At 59.0% G+C, this 13,215-nt stretch carries 17 protein-coding genes; 10 read left to right on the top strand and 7 right to left on the bottom strand.

Annotated elements, in window-relative coordinates:
• Positions 1-36: 36 nt before the first annotated feature.
• The 4 genes from NBG89_RS10375 to NBG89_RS10360 all read left to right on the top strand — a co-directional run bounded on the left by NBG89_RS10375 (position 37) and on the right by NBG89_RS10360 (position 2,591).
• Positions 37-198 (top strand): hypothetical protein, encoded by a 162-nt coding sequence (locus NBG89_RS10375; protein ID WP_431319894.1) that lies wholly within the window; start codon positions 37-39, stop codon positions 196-198.
• Between the two features lie 111 nt (positions 199-309).
• Complete coding sequence (locus NBG89_RS10370) at positions 310-1,110, top strand: AraC family transcriptional regulator (RefSeq protein WP_431319893.1); 801 nt, start codon at positions 310-312, stop codon at positions 1,108-1,110.
• Between the two features lie 70 nt (positions 1,111-1,180).
• On the top strand, positions 1,181-2,068 hold the full coding sequence (locus NBG89_RS10365) for a DMT family transporter (protein WP_431322661.1): 888 nt from the start codon (positions 1,181-1,183) through the stop codon (positions 2,066-2,068).
• Between the two features lie 142 nt (positions 2,069-2,210).
• Positions 2,211-2,591, top strand: coding sequence for a DUF427 domain-containing protein (locus tag NBG89_RS10360; RefSeq protein ID WP_431319892.1), 381 nt, complete (start codon positions 2,211-2,213; stop codon positions 2,589-2,591).
• A gap of 224 nt (positions 2,592-2,815) precedes the next feature.
• Here NBG89_RS10360 and NBG89_RS10355 read toward each other — a convergent pair whose 3' ends face one another.
• Complete coding sequence (locus tag NBG89_RS10355; protein WP_431319891.1) at positions 2,816-3,841, bottom strand: porin; 1,026 nt, start codon at positions 3,839-3,841, stop codon at positions 2,816-2,818.
• Positions 3,842-4,327: 486 nt separating this feature from the next.
• Here NBG89_RS10355 and NBG89_RS10350 point away from each other — a divergent pair, with 486 nt between their 5' ends.
• The 5 genes from NBG89_RS10350 to NBG89_RS10330 all read left to right on the top strand — a co-directional run bounded on the left by NBG89_RS10350 (position 4,328) and on the right by NBG89_RS10330 (position 7,306).
• Positions 4,328-5,347 (top strand): LysR substrate-binding domain-containing protein, encoded by a 1,020-nt coding sequence (locus NBG89_RS10350; protein ID WP_431319890.1) that lies wholly within the window; start codon positions 4,328-4,330, stop codon positions 5,345-5,347.
• Positions 5,348-5,519: 172 nt separating this feature from the next.
• Positions 5,520-5,873 carry a DUF1428 domain-containing protein gene (locus NBG89_RS10345; protein ID WP_088695388.1) on the top strand — a complete coding sequence of 118 codons (354 nt, stop codon included), beginning with the start codon at positions 5,520-5,522 and terminating at the stop codon, positions 5,871-5,873.
• Positions 5,874-5,959: 86 nt separating this feature from the next.
• The gene (locus NBG89_RS10340; protein WP_431319889.1) at positions 5,960-6,382 is read left to right on the top strand and encodes a secondary thiamine-phosphate synthase enzyme YjbQ; all 423 of its coding nucleotides are present in this window, start codon (positions 5,960-5,962) and stop codon (positions 6,380-6,382) included.
• 102 nt (positions 6,383-6,484) lie between these two features.
• Complete coding sequence (locus tag NBG89_RS10335; protein ID WP_431319888.1) at positions 6,485-6,787, top strand: hypothetical protein; 303 nt, start codon at positions 6,485-6,487, stop codon at positions 6,785-6,787.
• A gap of 165 nt (positions 6,788-6,952) precedes the next feature.
• Positions 6,953-7,306, top strand: coding sequence for a hypothetical protein (locus NBG89_RS10330; protein ID WP_431319887.1), 354 nt, complete (start codon positions 6,953-6,955; stop codon positions 7,304-7,306).
• A gap of 79 nt (positions 7,307-7,385) precedes the next feature.
• On the opposite strand, the gene NBG89_RS10325 is transcribed toward NBG89_RS10330, so the two are convergent.
• From NBG89_RS10325 to NBG89_RS10315, 3 genes are all read right to left on the bottom strand, one after another.
• Positions 7,386-8,372 carry a DMT family transporter gene (locus NBG89_RS10325; RefSeq protein ID WP_431319886.1) on the bottom strand — a complete coding sequence of 329 codons (987 nt, stop codon included), beginning with the start codon at positions 8,370-8,372 and terminating at the stop codon, positions 7,386-7,388.
• A 115-nt stretch (positions 8,373-8,487) separates the two neighbouring features.
• Positions 8,488-8,973 carry an NUDIX domain-containing protein gene (locus NBG89_RS10320; RefSeq protein WP_431319885.1) on the bottom strand — a complete coding sequence of 162 codons (486 nt, stop codon included), beginning with the start codon at positions 8,971-8,973 and terminating at the stop codon, positions 8,488-8,490.
• 62 nt (positions 8,974-9,035) lie between these two features.
• Positions 9,036-9,296, bottom strand: a complete 261-nt coding sequence (locus NBG89_RS10315; protein WP_088695394.1) for a hypothetical protein — start codon at positions 9,294-9,296, stop codon at positions 9,036-9,038.
• A gap of 367 nt (positions 9,297-9,663) precedes the next feature.
• Here NBG89_RS10315 and NBG89_RS10310 point away from each other — a divergent pair, with 367 nt between their 5' ends.
• On the top strand, positions 9,664-10,152 hold the full coding sequence (locus NBG89_RS10310; protein WP_431319884.1) for a GAF domain-containing protein: 489 nt from the start codon (positions 9,664-9,666) through the stop codon (positions 10,150-10,152).
• A 126-nt stretch (positions 10,153-10,278) separates the two neighbouring features.
• On the opposite strand, the gene cydX is transcribed toward NBG89_RS10310, so the two are convergent.
• Genes cydX through NBG89_RS10295 form a run of 3 tightly spaced genes read right to left on the bottom strand, consistent with a single transcriptional unit; the run spans position 10,279 to position 13,143 of the window.
• Complete coding sequence (cydX, locus tag NBG89_RS10305; RefSeq protein ID WP_018857158.1) at positions 10,279-10,389, bottom strand: cytochrome bd-I oxidase subunit CydX; 111 nt, start codon at positions 10,387-10,389, stop codon at positions 10,279-10,281.
• A gap of 12 nt (positions 10,390-10,401) precedes the next feature.
• Positions 10,402-11,556 carry a cytochrome d ubiquinol oxidase subunit II gene (cydB, locus tag NBG89_RS10300; protein WP_431319883.1) on the bottom strand — a complete coding sequence of 385 codons (1,155 nt, stop codon included), beginning with the start codon at positions 11,554-11,556 and terminating at the stop codon, positions 10,402-10,404.
• A 6-nt stretch (positions 11,557-11,562) separates the two neighbouring features.
• Positions 11,563-13,143: a cytochrome ubiquinol oxidase subunit I gene (locus NBG89_RS10295; protein ID WP_431319882.1), complete on the bottom strand. Its 1,581-nt coding sequence runs from the start codon at positions 13,141-13,143 to the stop codon at positions 11,563-11,565.
• Between the last annotated feature and the right edge of the window lie 72 nt (positions 13,144-13,215).

Here is a 13,215-nt window from a genome sequence, read left to right as displayed (position 1 = left end):
TCGCTACATGTCGGTGGCGCGTGAAAGGACAATGAGATGTCGAACGAGATCGAGCGCTTCTTCGAACTACAGGATGAAGCAACCAAGGCTGCCTTCGTCGAGAATCGCGGGGACGAGCTTACCGACATCCTGGTCGCCGCGCTTGAGGACGTTTTTTCGGTTCTTGCCGGCGACGATCTTTGCGAAACGATCCATTGATCAGCCACGGACATTGATCGCTGACGCGCTCGCGCTCCCAGCCGATTTCCCTCCACATTGTTTTCAGCGGCCTGCGCTGGCACTATGCGTCGTAAGCTCGGAAGCGCAGACATGGCTCGCAATCAATTTCGCATGCTCAGGTCAGCCATCCGCGGCATCGAGGCGGTCGCGGCGGATAGCAGCCAAAGCTTCGCGCGCCATACGCATGAGCAGTTCGGGATCGGGCTGGTTTCGTCAGGTGCGCAAAAGTCCCTGAGTGGTCGCGGCATGGTCGAGGCTGGTGCCGGCGATATCATTACGGTCAACCCGAATGAAGTGCATGACGGCAAGCCGATCGGTGAGGGCAGGTCATGGCGGATACTCTACTTCGATCCCGATATTATCGCTGCCAACGTGTCCGAGATTACCGAGGGGCGACGATCGGCTGTCGAGATTTCTCATCCGGTCCTGCATGACAAAGCGATCGCCACGCACTTCGACGCGGCCTTCTCGCTTGTGACAAATGCGGGCGAGCATGGATTAAAGCGTGAGGAAGCACTGCTTGAACTCGTCGCTCGTGTCGTCGCGGAGGCCGTGCAAGGGGATGGGCAGGCGGCTCCCCAGTCCATCCTGAGGGCGAAGGAGTTGATTGACTGCGATCCGACGGCCTCGATCTCGCTGTCCGACCTTGCCCGCGCAAGCCGGCTCAGCCGGTTTCAGGTGTTGCGGGGTTTCGCCAAGGCGACCGGCATGACGCCGCATGCCTATCTGGTTCAGCGCCGCATCCATCTTGCCCGACGTCTAATTGCCGGCGGCACGCCCCTGGCGGAAGCTGCCGTTGGCAGCGGCTTCGTCGACCAGAGCCACATGACGCGGGTGTTCGTGCGCAAGTATGGCGTCTCTCCACGCGCCTATGCGAATGCGGTCGTCTGACTGCGCCTGCAATTTCATACAAGATCGCCAGGCGGTTTTCGTTTCTCTTCTGCGCAAACAGGAGAAGATGATGCAGCGACACTTGCAGGGTTACCTCTATCTGACTTTGGCCATGATCACCGTCGGCAGCACGGTCGTCGCAAGCCGGGTCATCGCGTCTGGCATGCCGCCATTCACCGCGACTGCGCTGCGCTTTGCCGCAGCCTTTCCATTCTTTGTATGGCTGATGCGCCTGACCCGGACGCGCTTGCCGAGCTTGGCGCCGCGTGACTGGATCATCCTTGTCGTTCAGGCCGGCGCGGGTAGTGTTGGCTACACAACATTGCTGATCTCGGGCCTGAAGCTGACCACGGCCGCCGACGCGGGGGTCATCATCGGAACGCTGCCGGTTGTGGCTGGTGCCCTTTCCGTTGTGGTTCTCGGCGAACGGCCTCATTCATCGATGGTGCTCGCAATCGCGCTGGCGGCAACCGGCGTTCTCTTCATTGCTCTTTCGCCCGATGCAGGGAGTGGCTCTCTGCTTGGCAACGCGTTGGTTTTTGGAGCCGTGGTCTGCGAGAGCCTGTTCATACTCCTGAACAAGAACCTCAGTTCACCGATCCCGGCGCTGACGCAATCCGCGTTGATGACGGGGATCGGCTTCGTCGTTGCCATGGTTGCGGCCGCTGGGGTGGAAGGGGTGCCGAACACATTTCCAGTAGGCGCGACGTCGGCGGTTATCTATTACGCGCTGGTGCCGACCGTTGCCGGCTTCATCCTCTGGTACGCGGGAGCGGAGCGTGTGAGTGGTGTTGAGGCGTCGCTTTTCACGGCGGTCGCGCCGGTCTCTGCGCTGTTAATGGCTTTTGTGGTGCTCGGTGAGCCGCTTTCCGGATACCAGATCGGCGGCGTCGGGTGCGTGCTGGCGGCTGTCCTTGGGCTTGGGCTGTTTCAGCGGCGGGCGGCCACGACCAATTAGCGTCGTGCTCGAGCTATCGCCGTCGGAAGAGGGCCGATAGTCCCTGGGCCCTGCAGTCTCCGAAATCCGCAGGAGCCGGGCAGGCTCCTGCAATATGATGTGGCAACTCCTATATCTAATTTCTGACTGAAAGGAGCTGCCGATGTCCGCACAACCGATGAAGATTCCGGGTCCCGATCATCCAATCACGGTCAGACCAAATCCGGCGCGCGTCGTCGTAAAGCTGCGCGGGCACATCATTGCCGACAGCCGCAAGGCGCTAACGCTGAAAGAAGCGTCCTATCCCGCCGTGCAATACATACCGCGCACCGATGTCGACATGGCGCTTTTCACTCGAAGTGATCACCACACCTATTGCCCTTATAAGGGGGAAGCTTCGTATTTTGATATCGGTTTGGGCGCTGAACGCTCCGCGAATGCGGTCTGGACCTATGAAAGTCCGTATGCGGCCGTCAGTGAGATCGCCGAATATCTGGCTTTTTATCCCGATCGGGTCGATTCCATCGAGGAATTGCCGGGCTAGCGTCGTTCCAAGGGAGCGGCGGTCGTACGTGAGGACCGTCCGCCCTAAGGGCACTCGTCAATCGAGATATTTCGCCGCGGAAGAGCGGCACGCTTGGGAGGAAACAAGGACTGGTCCGGCAGGGAAACCGGACCAATCCCCGTAACTGATCGGAGGTCAATCGGATCAGAAAACACGAATACTGAGCGGCGCCCCAGGTTGATCCAGGGCGCCGGGATTTCAAGTTAGAACGCGCGCTGCAGGCGGAAGAAGCCCTTGGTGACTTCGTCGGCGTCGTCCGGATCGGTGTAGTCTACCGTTGCCTTGGCGTAGAGGTTGTCGACTATCTGGTAGTCGACGGTGATACCGACCTTCCATGCGTCGCCCAGACCGTCGAACGAGTCGCCGTGGAAGTTGTCGAGATCAGGCACGTAGTTGCCGAAGTACTGGGCCATCGGGGTGATGGTCCACTTGTCGGTCGCCTTGATTGCGTATTCGGCAGCAACAGTCCATTCCGACTGAGAGTAGTAGGAGTTCGGGCCAGTCGCATAGACTGCTGCCAGGCCGAGCGTGCCCGGGCCGATATCAGCGAAGATCATGCCGCGGACAGCACCTTCTTCGTTGTCGGTGTCGTAACCGCCGATGAGCTGGTAGCTGACCACGCCGGCCTTGCCGCCAACGCCGAGGGCAACGCCGACATTGTTCGGGTTTTCGCCGGTCTTGAAGTAGCCGTCTTCCAGCTCGTCTACGCTGATGCCGGCGTAGAAGTCGCCGTTTTCATACTGGTAGCGGATGGAGTTGTGCAGCGTTTCAAAGCTGGAGAGAACATCCGGCTCGCCAGAAAGATCGTCATCCCACCAGGAGTAGAACAGACCAGCACGGAAGCCGGCGATGTCGATGTAGGCAGAGTCCAGGGTCGAGTTGGTCGAAGAGTTGTCGCCGTTGTTACGCAGAACGATTACGCCGGTGAGCGGACCATATTCCGTGTCGCTCTTTGCGGTGAACTGAACCTGAGCGCGTGTGAAGGCGTTCCAGTCCGACGTACCCTTCTCATCCGGACCGCCGTCAACCTGGAAACGAATGTAGCCATTGATCTTGAGGCAAGTTTCGGTGCCCGGGATGTAGAAGTAGCCTGTGCCATACGCGTCGCAGACGCGGACGTATTCAACCGGCTCGGGTTCGGCTGCAACGATTGCGTCAGCAGCAAAGACCGGCGTGGACGCAGCAGCAAAAGCTGCTGCGGAGGTCAACAAAGCCATCCGTATGTTCATTTAAAATCCATTTCCTTTTCGATTGAACCGCCGCCTCGGGAGATGGGGCCGTTCCGATAGTTTGCCTTTTGGCTGGCGGATCAGCGAACCGCTGAAGCCTTCATTTCATCCCTGATTAAATCTATCAATTCTCCGGGCAACGAAATCCGTGTTTGCGACTGTTCTTTGGTTTTCAATGTGGTTTTTATGTAACAATATCAAATACATAGACACAGAATCGGCTCTCGCCGCAGTTCTGCGGATCTCGGGATAACCAATGCTGTTTTCGGAGGCTCGAGAGAGCGCGTTTGGCGCCATCAGTGCAATGGCGCCCAAGGAAATCTCCCCGCAGATAGTCCCGGCGGCGACTGGTTTGAAGGGCAGGGATTGGAACGCAGTGTTCCAAATTTGGAACGAAAACTTGTGTTGGACTGTTGGCATCGCCCGTCGGGAACGCTAAGCGATAGCAGTTGCAGGCCCATCGCGTTTATCGAAAGAGGTGCCCAGATGCTCAACGCAGAGGGTGTTTTCCAGGATCTGAACGATTTCGTCTATTTTGCCGCAGTTGTTCGCCATAACGGCTTTTCTGCTGCCGGGCGAGTGCTGAATATGCCGAAATCGAAGCTCAGCCGGCACATTACTGCGCTGGAGGCGCGGCTTGGTGTCAGACTGCTGGAGCGGACGGTCAAGCGGTTCCGGGTAACGGAGATCGGGCGCGCCTTCTACAATCACTGCGAAAACATGTTGCGTGAAGCAGATCGCGCGGCGAAGGCAATCAACGATGCAACAGGCGAGCCACAGGGACTAATCCGTATGAGCATGCCTTCCGGATTGCTGGAGGGCTCGCTTGGCGCGATGATTCCGGAGTTTCTTAATCGATACCCGAAGGTTCAGCTACAGATACTCACCACGGATCGACGGGTCGACGTCATAGATGAGCGTCTCGATCTTGCGGTTCGCGCGCAATTGATTGAGGAGACCGATTCCGAGCTGACGATGCGGGTGCTCAGCAAGGTGGATTTGATTCTTGTCGCCAACCAGAAGGTGGCGAGCTCGCTGCCGTCGATCGAAGGCGTCGAATGTCTTGCCGACGCTCCAACGGTATCGTTTGCTGGGCCGCTGACAGAGTGGCAGGACTTGGATGTCTGGGAATTCACTGGACCGGATGGCACCCGATACCGGCACCAGCACAAACCTCGCATGAGCTGCCGAAGCGTCTCGGCGGTGCTTGAGGCTATCTATGCCGGCGTCGGGGTAGGGCTTCTGCCCGACCATATCTGTGCCGAAGGAATACGCGACGGCCGGTTGGTCCGCCTTCTGCCGGATCACCAGATGTCGCAGGCGACAATCTATCTCGTCTTCACCGCATCGCGAGGACTGCCGACGGCAGTTCGGGCGCTTGTCGATTTTCTCGTGGAACAGTTCCGAACATTGCGCGTCACAACACAGTGCCAGAAGGCCGACATGCAGGCGCAACCAAGGGATCGGGCGCAGCTTGTCGAGCTGTCGGGAGCCCAGCCCGCGTAGACCTCATCGAGCGCAGCGAGATCGATCTTCACCATCTGCATTCCTGTACGGAAGTTGCGGCAATTCACTTGCCTGTCGCCGATCCTGCCTAATCTTAATTCGCAGAGGGATGTCGGTCCAAGCCAACTCCGTTCGTCCTTGGACGTGCAACAACGCAGAAGGGAGAAAAGACATGTCCTATGTCGATGGGTTCGTCGTGGCCGTTCCGCAGAAGAACATCGAGGCGTACAAGGCCTTTTCCGCCACGACCGGCGCGGTATGGAAGTCATACGGTGCCAAGGAGTATGTGGAATGCATTGCAGACGACGTGCCCTATGGGGAATTGACCTCGTTTCCGCGTGCCGTGCAGGCGGCGGACGATGAAGTCGTCATCTTTTCCTGGATCGTCTATGACTCCCGTCAGGCGCGGGACGAGATCATGACGAAAGTGATGGCGGATCCTCGTCTTCAAGGCGACGAGTGGAAGTCGATCTTCGATGGCAAACGGATGATCTTTGGTGGGTTCGTTCCCTTCCTGCAGCTTTGAGCAGCAGAGCAGCGGGGAAACCTGCATTGACATGAGGGCAGCTCGGCGCCACGTCTGACAAAAGAGACGAAAGCGGAATCGTGGCCGTGGCCCAAAAGATCATCAACATTTCCACCAGAGGCCAGGGCCTCTACGAATTTACCTCGGAAGCGGTCTCCTTCGTTCGCGCCAATGGCGCGGCCGAGGGGCTGCTGACAGTGTTCGTGCGCCACACCTCGTGCTCGCTGCTCATCCAAGAGAATGCCGATCCGGATGTTCGCACCGACCTCGATGCATTCTTTCGGCGATTGGTACCGCCTAGCTCCGATCCCTCGATGCGTTGGATTGTTCATACTACCGAGGGACCTGACGATATGCCGGCGCATATCAAGGCCGCACTGACCCAGGTTTCTATCGGTATTCCGGTTATCGGCGGTCAGCTCGCGCTTGGCACATGGCAGGGGATTTACCTGTTCGAACACCGCGACAGGCCACATCGGCGCGAGATCGTGCTGCATCTCGGTGGCTGAACCACAACTGAACGGCCGGTTCGAAGATCGTTCATTTTCATAGGGTTATGGTCTGCATAATCCCGCACGGGAGATGCAAGTTATCGTTCAGAGAGTAGTATCATGGCCCATTTCCTCGCCAAGGCTTCGTTTGCCGCCCTCATCGCGTTGGCCTCGATTCCGTTCACGGCACCGAATGCTTCGGCTTCCGAACGGGGACGTCTGCCTGTCGTCAGCGCCCAATATCGTCCCGTGTATGCCTGCTCGCCGGTGCAGGCTGTTCGGAAGGCGCGCTGGGCGGGGTTGCGCTACGCGCGCATCACCAATGTTACACCGCGCCGTGTCGTCGTCTCCGGCCGGAATTACCGGGGCTGGGATCAGATGGTCTTCGCCAACGTTCGTGGCTGCCCGCTGATCCGCCGCTAAATTGTTTCATCCACAATGGCGCCCTCGGCTTGCCTTGGCCGCGCCATTTTCAGCCTGCCTTGTGCGAATCGCATATGAATGCGCAAATCCGGCGGGGTTACACCTGACCTTGCCGGGAAGAGTGTAGTGGGGCGGGCCCTTCCGTACCCTGATGGAGAACTTTCGATGATGCAATTTCTGGCCAAAGCGGGCCTTGCGACACTGCTCGCTGCCGGCACCCTAGCCGGAGCGGTTGCACCGGCTTCCGCCCAGGTAGACGTCTACATTGGCAGCGGTCGCCCGCCACCGCCCCCCGGCTACTACCGTCCCCCACCGCCTGACTACGATCGGCCCCCGCCGCGGCGTGTACGTGGCTGTGATCCGCGGCTTGCTGAAGACATCGCACGCGACTACGGCTTCCGTCGTGCACGCGTGGTCGATGTCACGCCTCGCCGTGTGATCGTCGAGGGCTGGACGCGCCGTGGCGCGGATGAAATCAGCTTCGGCAACGTCCGTGGCTGCCCGGTCCTGCGCCGCTAACGGTCACGATCGCCAGACTCCGAGCAATTAGAAACCGCCTTTGCCAAGGTCTTTCGACCTTAAGCAAAGGCGGTTTCTTTTAGGCTTGAGAAACCGCGTGCGAATGAGTTTGAGCTGGTTGGTCTACCTCGACGGTCTTGTTGGTCGAGGTTGCAAGCGGCGCCTGGTTGTCGGCCGAAACGACGGCCCGCGGCAGCGGCGTTCCGCGCTTCTTTTCACGAGCCAGTGTCAGCAAGCCCGAGCAGACAATCAGGACGATACCGGCGGCCATCGGAAGGTCGATCGTATCATCGAAGATCAGATATCCGAATGCGATTGCCCAGAGCATCTGGCTGTACTGGGGAGGGGCGACCAGGTTTGCCGGCGCCAGCCGCGCGGCGGTCATCAGCAGCACGTTGCCGGCGGCGCCAAGCAGGCCATAGCTTGCGATGAACAGCCACTGACGCGGGGTCAGAACAACCATCTCGGGCAGCATGAGGATGCCGCTGACGGTAATGGTGCCGAGCAGCGCGGCACCATATAGCGACAGGCGCTTTTCGGCTGGACCCATCTTGCGCATCACGACGATCGAGATTGCCGCAGCCAAACCACCGATCGCCGCCGCCAGATGGCCAACCGATAACTCGCGGAAGCCCGGACGCAGCACGACCAGAACACCGATGAAGCCGACGATCACCGCGGCCCAGCGCTGCCAGCGCACATCTTCTGCGAGGAAGATAACGGACAGTATTGTCACGAACGACGGCAGAAGAAACAATAGGCAGAAGGCTTCTGCCATCGGCAGTTTTGTGAACGTGATGATCGAGGCTATCGCCCCTATCGCACCGCAGGCGAACCTTAGCAGCCACAAAGGGCGGTTCGTGCTCCTGAGGACATCGAACCAGGAATCGCCCCTTCCTTTGATGAAGGGGAGTGCAGCACAGCCGAAAACTGCGCCGACGAAGGCGATCTGATAGGCAGGCACGCCGCCATGAAGCATCTTGATCGATGCATCGCTGAAGGCAAATACGGCATAGGCGCCAAACGCGACGAGAACACCGCGCAGTACTGAAGAAGGGGCTGTCATTTGTCAGATTCGTCTGGAGGAGGGTCTTTTACCTTTTACGGACAGCCAGTGGCAAAGCGATAGCCGATCGCGAATGGCTGCCATGCACAATCGCGAGCGCGGCTGTCATCGGTTCTTAGCTCACATATGCTTCCACCGGGCTCTGTGACCGCCGTCGAAGGAAATCCACGAGCAGCGGTTGCTGTCCTTTCAGGATCTTTTGCTCGGCATCGGACAGTGTGAACCATTCGGCTTTGTCGACTTCGGGAAATTCTGCCATCACGCCAGAGCGCGGCGGCCACTCCATCCGGAAGTGATTGCTGGCGACTGCCTCAAGATCGATGTCGGCTTCGACAGCCCAGGCCGCGACGATCTTGCCACCGGGTTGCTTATAGTCGCCGAGATGATGAAAGCTGCCTTCGACGTCTATTCCGAGCTCTTCGCGGGCTTCGCGTCTTGCTGCATCAAGTTCATCTTCGTCCTCTTCGACGAGACCCTTGGGGATCGACCAAGCTCCTACGTCCTTCTTTGCCCAGTAGGGGCCTCCGGGGTGAACCAACAGAACCTCGTAGTCACCGTCATGGAGGCGGTAGATCAGCAGGCCTGCACTTCGCTTCGCCATGTCGACTGCGTCCTTCTGCTTGTCGGGAGGAGTGCTGGGCGTGAGGCGCCCAGCACGCTGTCTCAATTCGGGGTCTGGCGAAGAGCCACGCCGTAGTCGCGATAAACGCTCAGGCAATCCGTATAGCTGAGCGAGCCATTCTCGCCGTAAATGACATGGGCGCTGGACGCGCTGGTCGCCGCTTCTTCGGATACGAAGAGGATCGCCTCGCCAAGCGACTTTCCCATGATCGGCTCCTCGGTGCCGTCTTCCTGCATGATGCCTTCTATGATTGCCGCTATCTGGCGGTGGCTAAAGACCGCCCGTCTGTCTTCCGGTGTCATCGTTCTTACCTCTGCTTGAAATCAATGGATCTATCTGCCTGGCCGAGCGGCTTTCATGATCTCATGGCAGCCTCCAGTGGAGAGCAGCACCGCTCATCGGATTGCCCTAATGGGGGCGGCGGGCGCTTGATGTGACCGTCGCCTGATATCGCCGTGCGCAAACCGCAGCTGCCGGCCGGCTTGGTTCGCGATCCATAATAGGTCGCGACACTCACTAGATAGAGTCGGATCATCGACCGGCAAGATGGCTGGTAACAAGTATCGCCATCTAGTGACATCGTCGCGCCCCCTGCCGATCACGATTGCGTTTGGCAATCGGCATGCGTGTCCCTATATCGACGCTCACCACGCAAACAGGATAACGGATATGTTTCAGGCTGCGACGATAAATTCCGCCAACAAGGCCGAATTCTACCGGGAGCTTTGCCAGCAGCTGAAGGGTCTGCTGCATGGCGAGACCGACACGATCGCCAATGCTGCGAATACGTCGGCTCTCATGTTCGAGATGATGCCGGATCTAAATTGGGCGGGCTTCTACTTTCTGAAATCGGAAAAGGAACTGGTCCTCGGACCATTTCAGGGCAAGGCCGCGTGCGTTCGAATCGCCGTTGGCCGCGGAGTGTGTGGAACCGCGGTGGAGAAGGGGACTTCCATCCTCGTCGAGGATGTGCATGCCTTTCCTGGGCATATCGCCTGCGATGCCGCCTCACGCTCGGAGCTCGTCGTGCCGCTTCATCACAATGGCAAGATCCTGGGGGTGATCGATCTCGACAGCCCGACCGCATCGCGCTTCGACGCGGAGGATCAGGCGGGCGTCGAAGCTCTGGCTCGGATTTTCATCGAGGCAAGCTACTGAGCTGCTACGGGCTCGGTGGTACTTTTCCTGTCTATAGCCGAGATCCTGATATGGCCCATGCATGTAGAGCAGGGGCGCGGCTTTGGAGCGCGCGCCCTCAATTGTTTTTGCAGACATGCGAGGTCGCTATTGCTTCTTCTTTTTTGCCTCGTCGTCCATAAGCTCATACCACATGGCATTGAGGACAGCGAAAGCGGCCGCTAGCGGCAGACCGAGGATCCATGCGAAGTACCACATCGTCTTTCTCCTTCAGTAAGCGTGGCCGCTTTTGTCGTTGACCGTCGCTTCGTCGACCTTGCCCCAAAGGACCTTGTAGACCCAGGCGGTGTAGGCGAGGATGATCGGCAGGAAGATCAGCGACACGACGAGCATAACGAACAACGTCGTGTGGCTCGAGGACGCATCCCATACCGTCAGGCTCGAATTCGGATCGAGCGAGGATGGGAGGATGAATGGGAACATCGAGAGACCGACGGTCGAGATGATGCCAAAGATCGAGAGCTTGCTGAAGAGCAAGGTCGCACCCTCCCACTTTGCCCGCATCGCGAGCAACGCTGCCGCTGCTCCAAGGAAGCCAAGAGCCGGCGCAATCATCATCCACGGATGGGCTCGGTAGTTCGCCAGCCAGGAGCCGTCGTGTGTGGCGGTCTTCAGAAGCGGGTTCGATGGGCCGGCCGGGTTGATCTCGCTGGTGATGTTGTAGCCGTTCACTCCGAGCGCAAGGAAAATACCGCCGAGCGCGAAAAGCACGATAACGGCGACCGCGGCCAAGCTGCCGTAGCTTCTTGCTCGCTCAGCGACCGGGCCGCTGGCTTTCAAGACCAGCCAGGAAGCGCCGTGCATGATGAGCATGGCGACCGAGAGCAGGCCGCAAAGCAGCGCATAGGGGTTCAACAATCCGAAGAACGACCCTTCGTAAAAGATACGCATGTCAGCCGGGTCGAAGCGGAACGGTACGCCCTGCAGTACGTTGCCGACGGCGACGCCAAAGATCAGCGATGGCACAAAACCCCCGATAAACAACGCCCAATCCCAGTTGTTGCGCCAGCGCGCACTCTCGCGCTTCGAGCGGTACTTGAAGCCGACAGGCCGCAGGATGAGCGCCAGCAGGATCGCGAACATCGCAAGATAGAAGCCCGAGAACGACACAGCGTAGAGTGGGGGCCAAGCGGCGAACGTAGCGGCGCCGCCGACGATCAGCCATACCTGGTTTCCTTCCCAGACAGGGCCGATCGTGTTGATGGCGACGCGGCGTTCCATATCCGTCTTGGCAACGAAGGGGAGCAGCGTGCCGACGCCAAGGTCGAACCCGTCCGTGGCGGCAAAACCGATCAGGAGCACGCCGAGAAGCAGCCACCAGATCAAGCGCAGGATTTCATAGTCTATGAGTTGGTGCAGGATCATGATGTGTCACTCCGTGGCTGGAACGAGGGTTTCGGAGATCAGTTCGGCTTCCGGCTCATTGTCCGGCTCCGGTCCCTTTTGGATTGCCCTGATCATCAGCGTCATCTCGACGATAATCAGCGTGGTGTAGAGCGCGGCAAAGCCGCAGATTGTCAGCAGAACCGTGCTTGCCCCAAGGCTCGACACGGCCATTGCCGTCGGCAGCACACCTTCGATAACCCATGGCTGGCGGCCGATCTCGGCAACGATCCAGCCCGATTCGATGGCGATCCAGGGAAGCGGGATGGCGAAGACGGCTATCTTCAGCAGGAGCGGGTACTTGTCCAAGTGGCGCCGCGCCGACAGCCAGAAGAAGGTTGCCGTCAGGACGATGAAGAACATGCCGAGCCCGACCATGATGCGGAACGCCCAGAAGAGTGTCGGCACATGCGGGATGGTATCGCGTGCAGCCTGGGTGATCTGTGCGTCGGTTGCCTGGCGTGGATCATCGATATAGCGCTTCAGAAGAAGGGCATAGCCGAGTTGGTGGCCGAGATCTTCGAAGGAAGCGCGGACCGCTGGTGCAACCCCATCAAGCGTTGGGGCGGCGCGGATCTGCATTAATGCATCGTAGGCCTTGATGCCGTCACGGATGCGGGTTTCTGCCTGCTGCTCAAGCTTGTCTATGCCAGGAGTTTCCGTTGTCAGCGAGCGCGTGCCGATCAGACCCATGACCCATGGGATGTGGATGGCAAAATGTGTTTCGCGGGCCTGTTGATCGGGGAAGCCAAAGGCGGTGAAGGCGGCGGGTGCCGGTTCCGTCTTCCACATGGCCTCGATTGCCGCAAGCTTCATCTTCTGGTTTTCAGTGGTGAGGTAGCCACTCTCGTCACCGAGGACGACGACTGACAGCGCCGAGGCAAGGCCGAAGGAAGCAGCCACCGTCATCGAGCGCTTGGCGATTTCAAGGTGGCGCCCCTTCAGCATGTACCAGGCCGAAACGCCGAGCACGAAGATCGAGGCGCAGACGTAACCCGCCGAGACGGTGTGGACGAACTTTGCCTGGGCGACGGGGTTGAAGACCACGTCGAAGAAGCTGGTGATTTCCATGCGCATGGTCTGCGGATTGAGCGCCGAACCGACAGGGTTCTGCATCCAGCCGTTGGCGACCAGGATCCAGAGCGCCGAGAAGTTGGAGCCAAGCGCCACACACCATGTCGCCACCAGGTGACCGACTTTCGAAAGCTTGTCCCATCCGAAGAAGAACAGGCCGACAAAGGTTGCCTCGAGGAAAAAGGCCATCAGCCCTTCAATTGCGAGCGGGGCGCCGAAGATATCGCCGACGTAGTAGCTGTAATAGCTCCAGTTCATGCCGAACTGGAATTCCATGACGATGCCGGTGGCAACACCGATCGCAAAGTTGATGCCGAAGAGTATGCCCCAGAACTTCGTCATCTGCCGCCAGATCTGGCGGCCCGTCATGACGTAGACGGTTTCCATGATGGCAAGCAGCACTGAGAGCCCGAGCGTCAAAGGCACGAATAAAAAGTGGTAAAGCGCGGTAAGCGCAAATTGAAAGCGCGATAGCGCGACTATGTCCAGTTCCATTGTCTTTCTCCCACGACCCCACGGGGTATGAAGAGTTTCCGCCAAGCCGGATTGCCAGACGGTCATGCGGTA

The sequence above is a fragment of the Rhizobium sp. YTU87027 genome, assembly GCF_050644135.1.
GTDB lineage: Bacteria > Pseudomonadota > Alphaproteobacteria > Rhizobiales > Rhizobiaceae > Rhizobium.
This window is presented reverse-complemented; position numbering and strand designations above follow the sequence as displayed.

Coding starts and splice junctions, on each gene's coding strand:
- NBG89_RS10350 (WP_431319890.1), top strand. CDS start 4,328: ATGCTCAACGCAGAGGGTGTTTTCCAGGATCTGAACGATTTCGTCTAT.
- NBG89_RS10315 (WP_088695394.1), bottom strand. CDS start 9,296: ATGACACCGGAAGACAGACGGGCGGTCTTTAGCCACCGCCAGATAGCG.
- NBG89_RS10360 (WP_431319892.1), top strand. CDS start 2,211: ATGTCCGCACAACCGATGAAGATTCCGGGTCCCGATCATCCAATCACG.
- NBG89_RS10370 (WP_431319893.1), top strand. CDS start 310: ATGGCTCGCAATCAATTTCGCATGCTCAGGTCAGCCATCCGCGGCATC.
- NBG89_RS10375 (WP_431319894.1), top strand. CDS start 37: ATGTCGAACGAGATCGAGCGCTTCTTCGAACTACAGGATGAAGCAACC.
- NBG89_RS10330 (WP_431319887.1), top strand. CDS start 6,953: ATGATGCAATTTCTGGCCAAAGCGGGCCTTGCGACACTGCTCGCTGCC.
- NBG89_RS10335 (WP_431319888.1), top strand. CDS start 6,485: ATGGCCCATTTCCTCGCCAAGGCTTCGTTTGCCGCCCTCATCGCGTTG.
- NBG89_RS10355 (WP_431319891.1), bottom strand. CDS start 3,841: ATGAACATACGGATGGCTTTGTTGACCTCCGCAGCAGCTTTTGCTGCT.
- cydX (WP_018857158.1), bottom strand. CDS start 10,389: ATGTGGTACTTCGCATGGATCCTCGGTCTGCCGCTAGCGGCCGCTTTC.
- NBG89_RS10310 (WP_431319884.1), top strand. CDS start 9,664: ATGTTTCAGGCTGCGACGATAAATTCCGCCAACAAGGCCGAATTCTAC.
- NBG89_RS10345 (WP_088695388.1), top strand. CDS start 5,520: ATGTCCTATGTCGATGGGTTCGTCGTGGCCGTTCCGCAGAAGAACATC.
- NBG89_RS10320 (WP_431319885.1), bottom strand. CDS start 8,973: ATGGCGAAGCGAAGTGCAGGCCTGCTGATCTACCGCCTCCATGACGGT.
- cydB (WP_431319883.1), bottom strand. CDS start 11,556: ATGATCCTGCACCAACTCATAGACTATGAAATCCTGCGCTTGATCTGG.
- NBG89_RS10365 (WP_431322661.1), top strand. CDS start 1,181: ATGCAGCGACACTTGCAGGGTTACCTCTATCTGACTTTGGCCATGATC.
- NBG89_RS10295 (WP_431319882.1), bottom strand. CDS start 13,143: ATGGAACTGGACATAGTCGCGCTATCGCGCTTTCAATTTGCGCTTACC.
- NBG89_RS10325 (WP_431319886.1), bottom strand. CDS start 8,372: ATGACAGCCCCTTCTTCAGTACTGCGCGGTGTTCTCGTCGCGTTTGGC.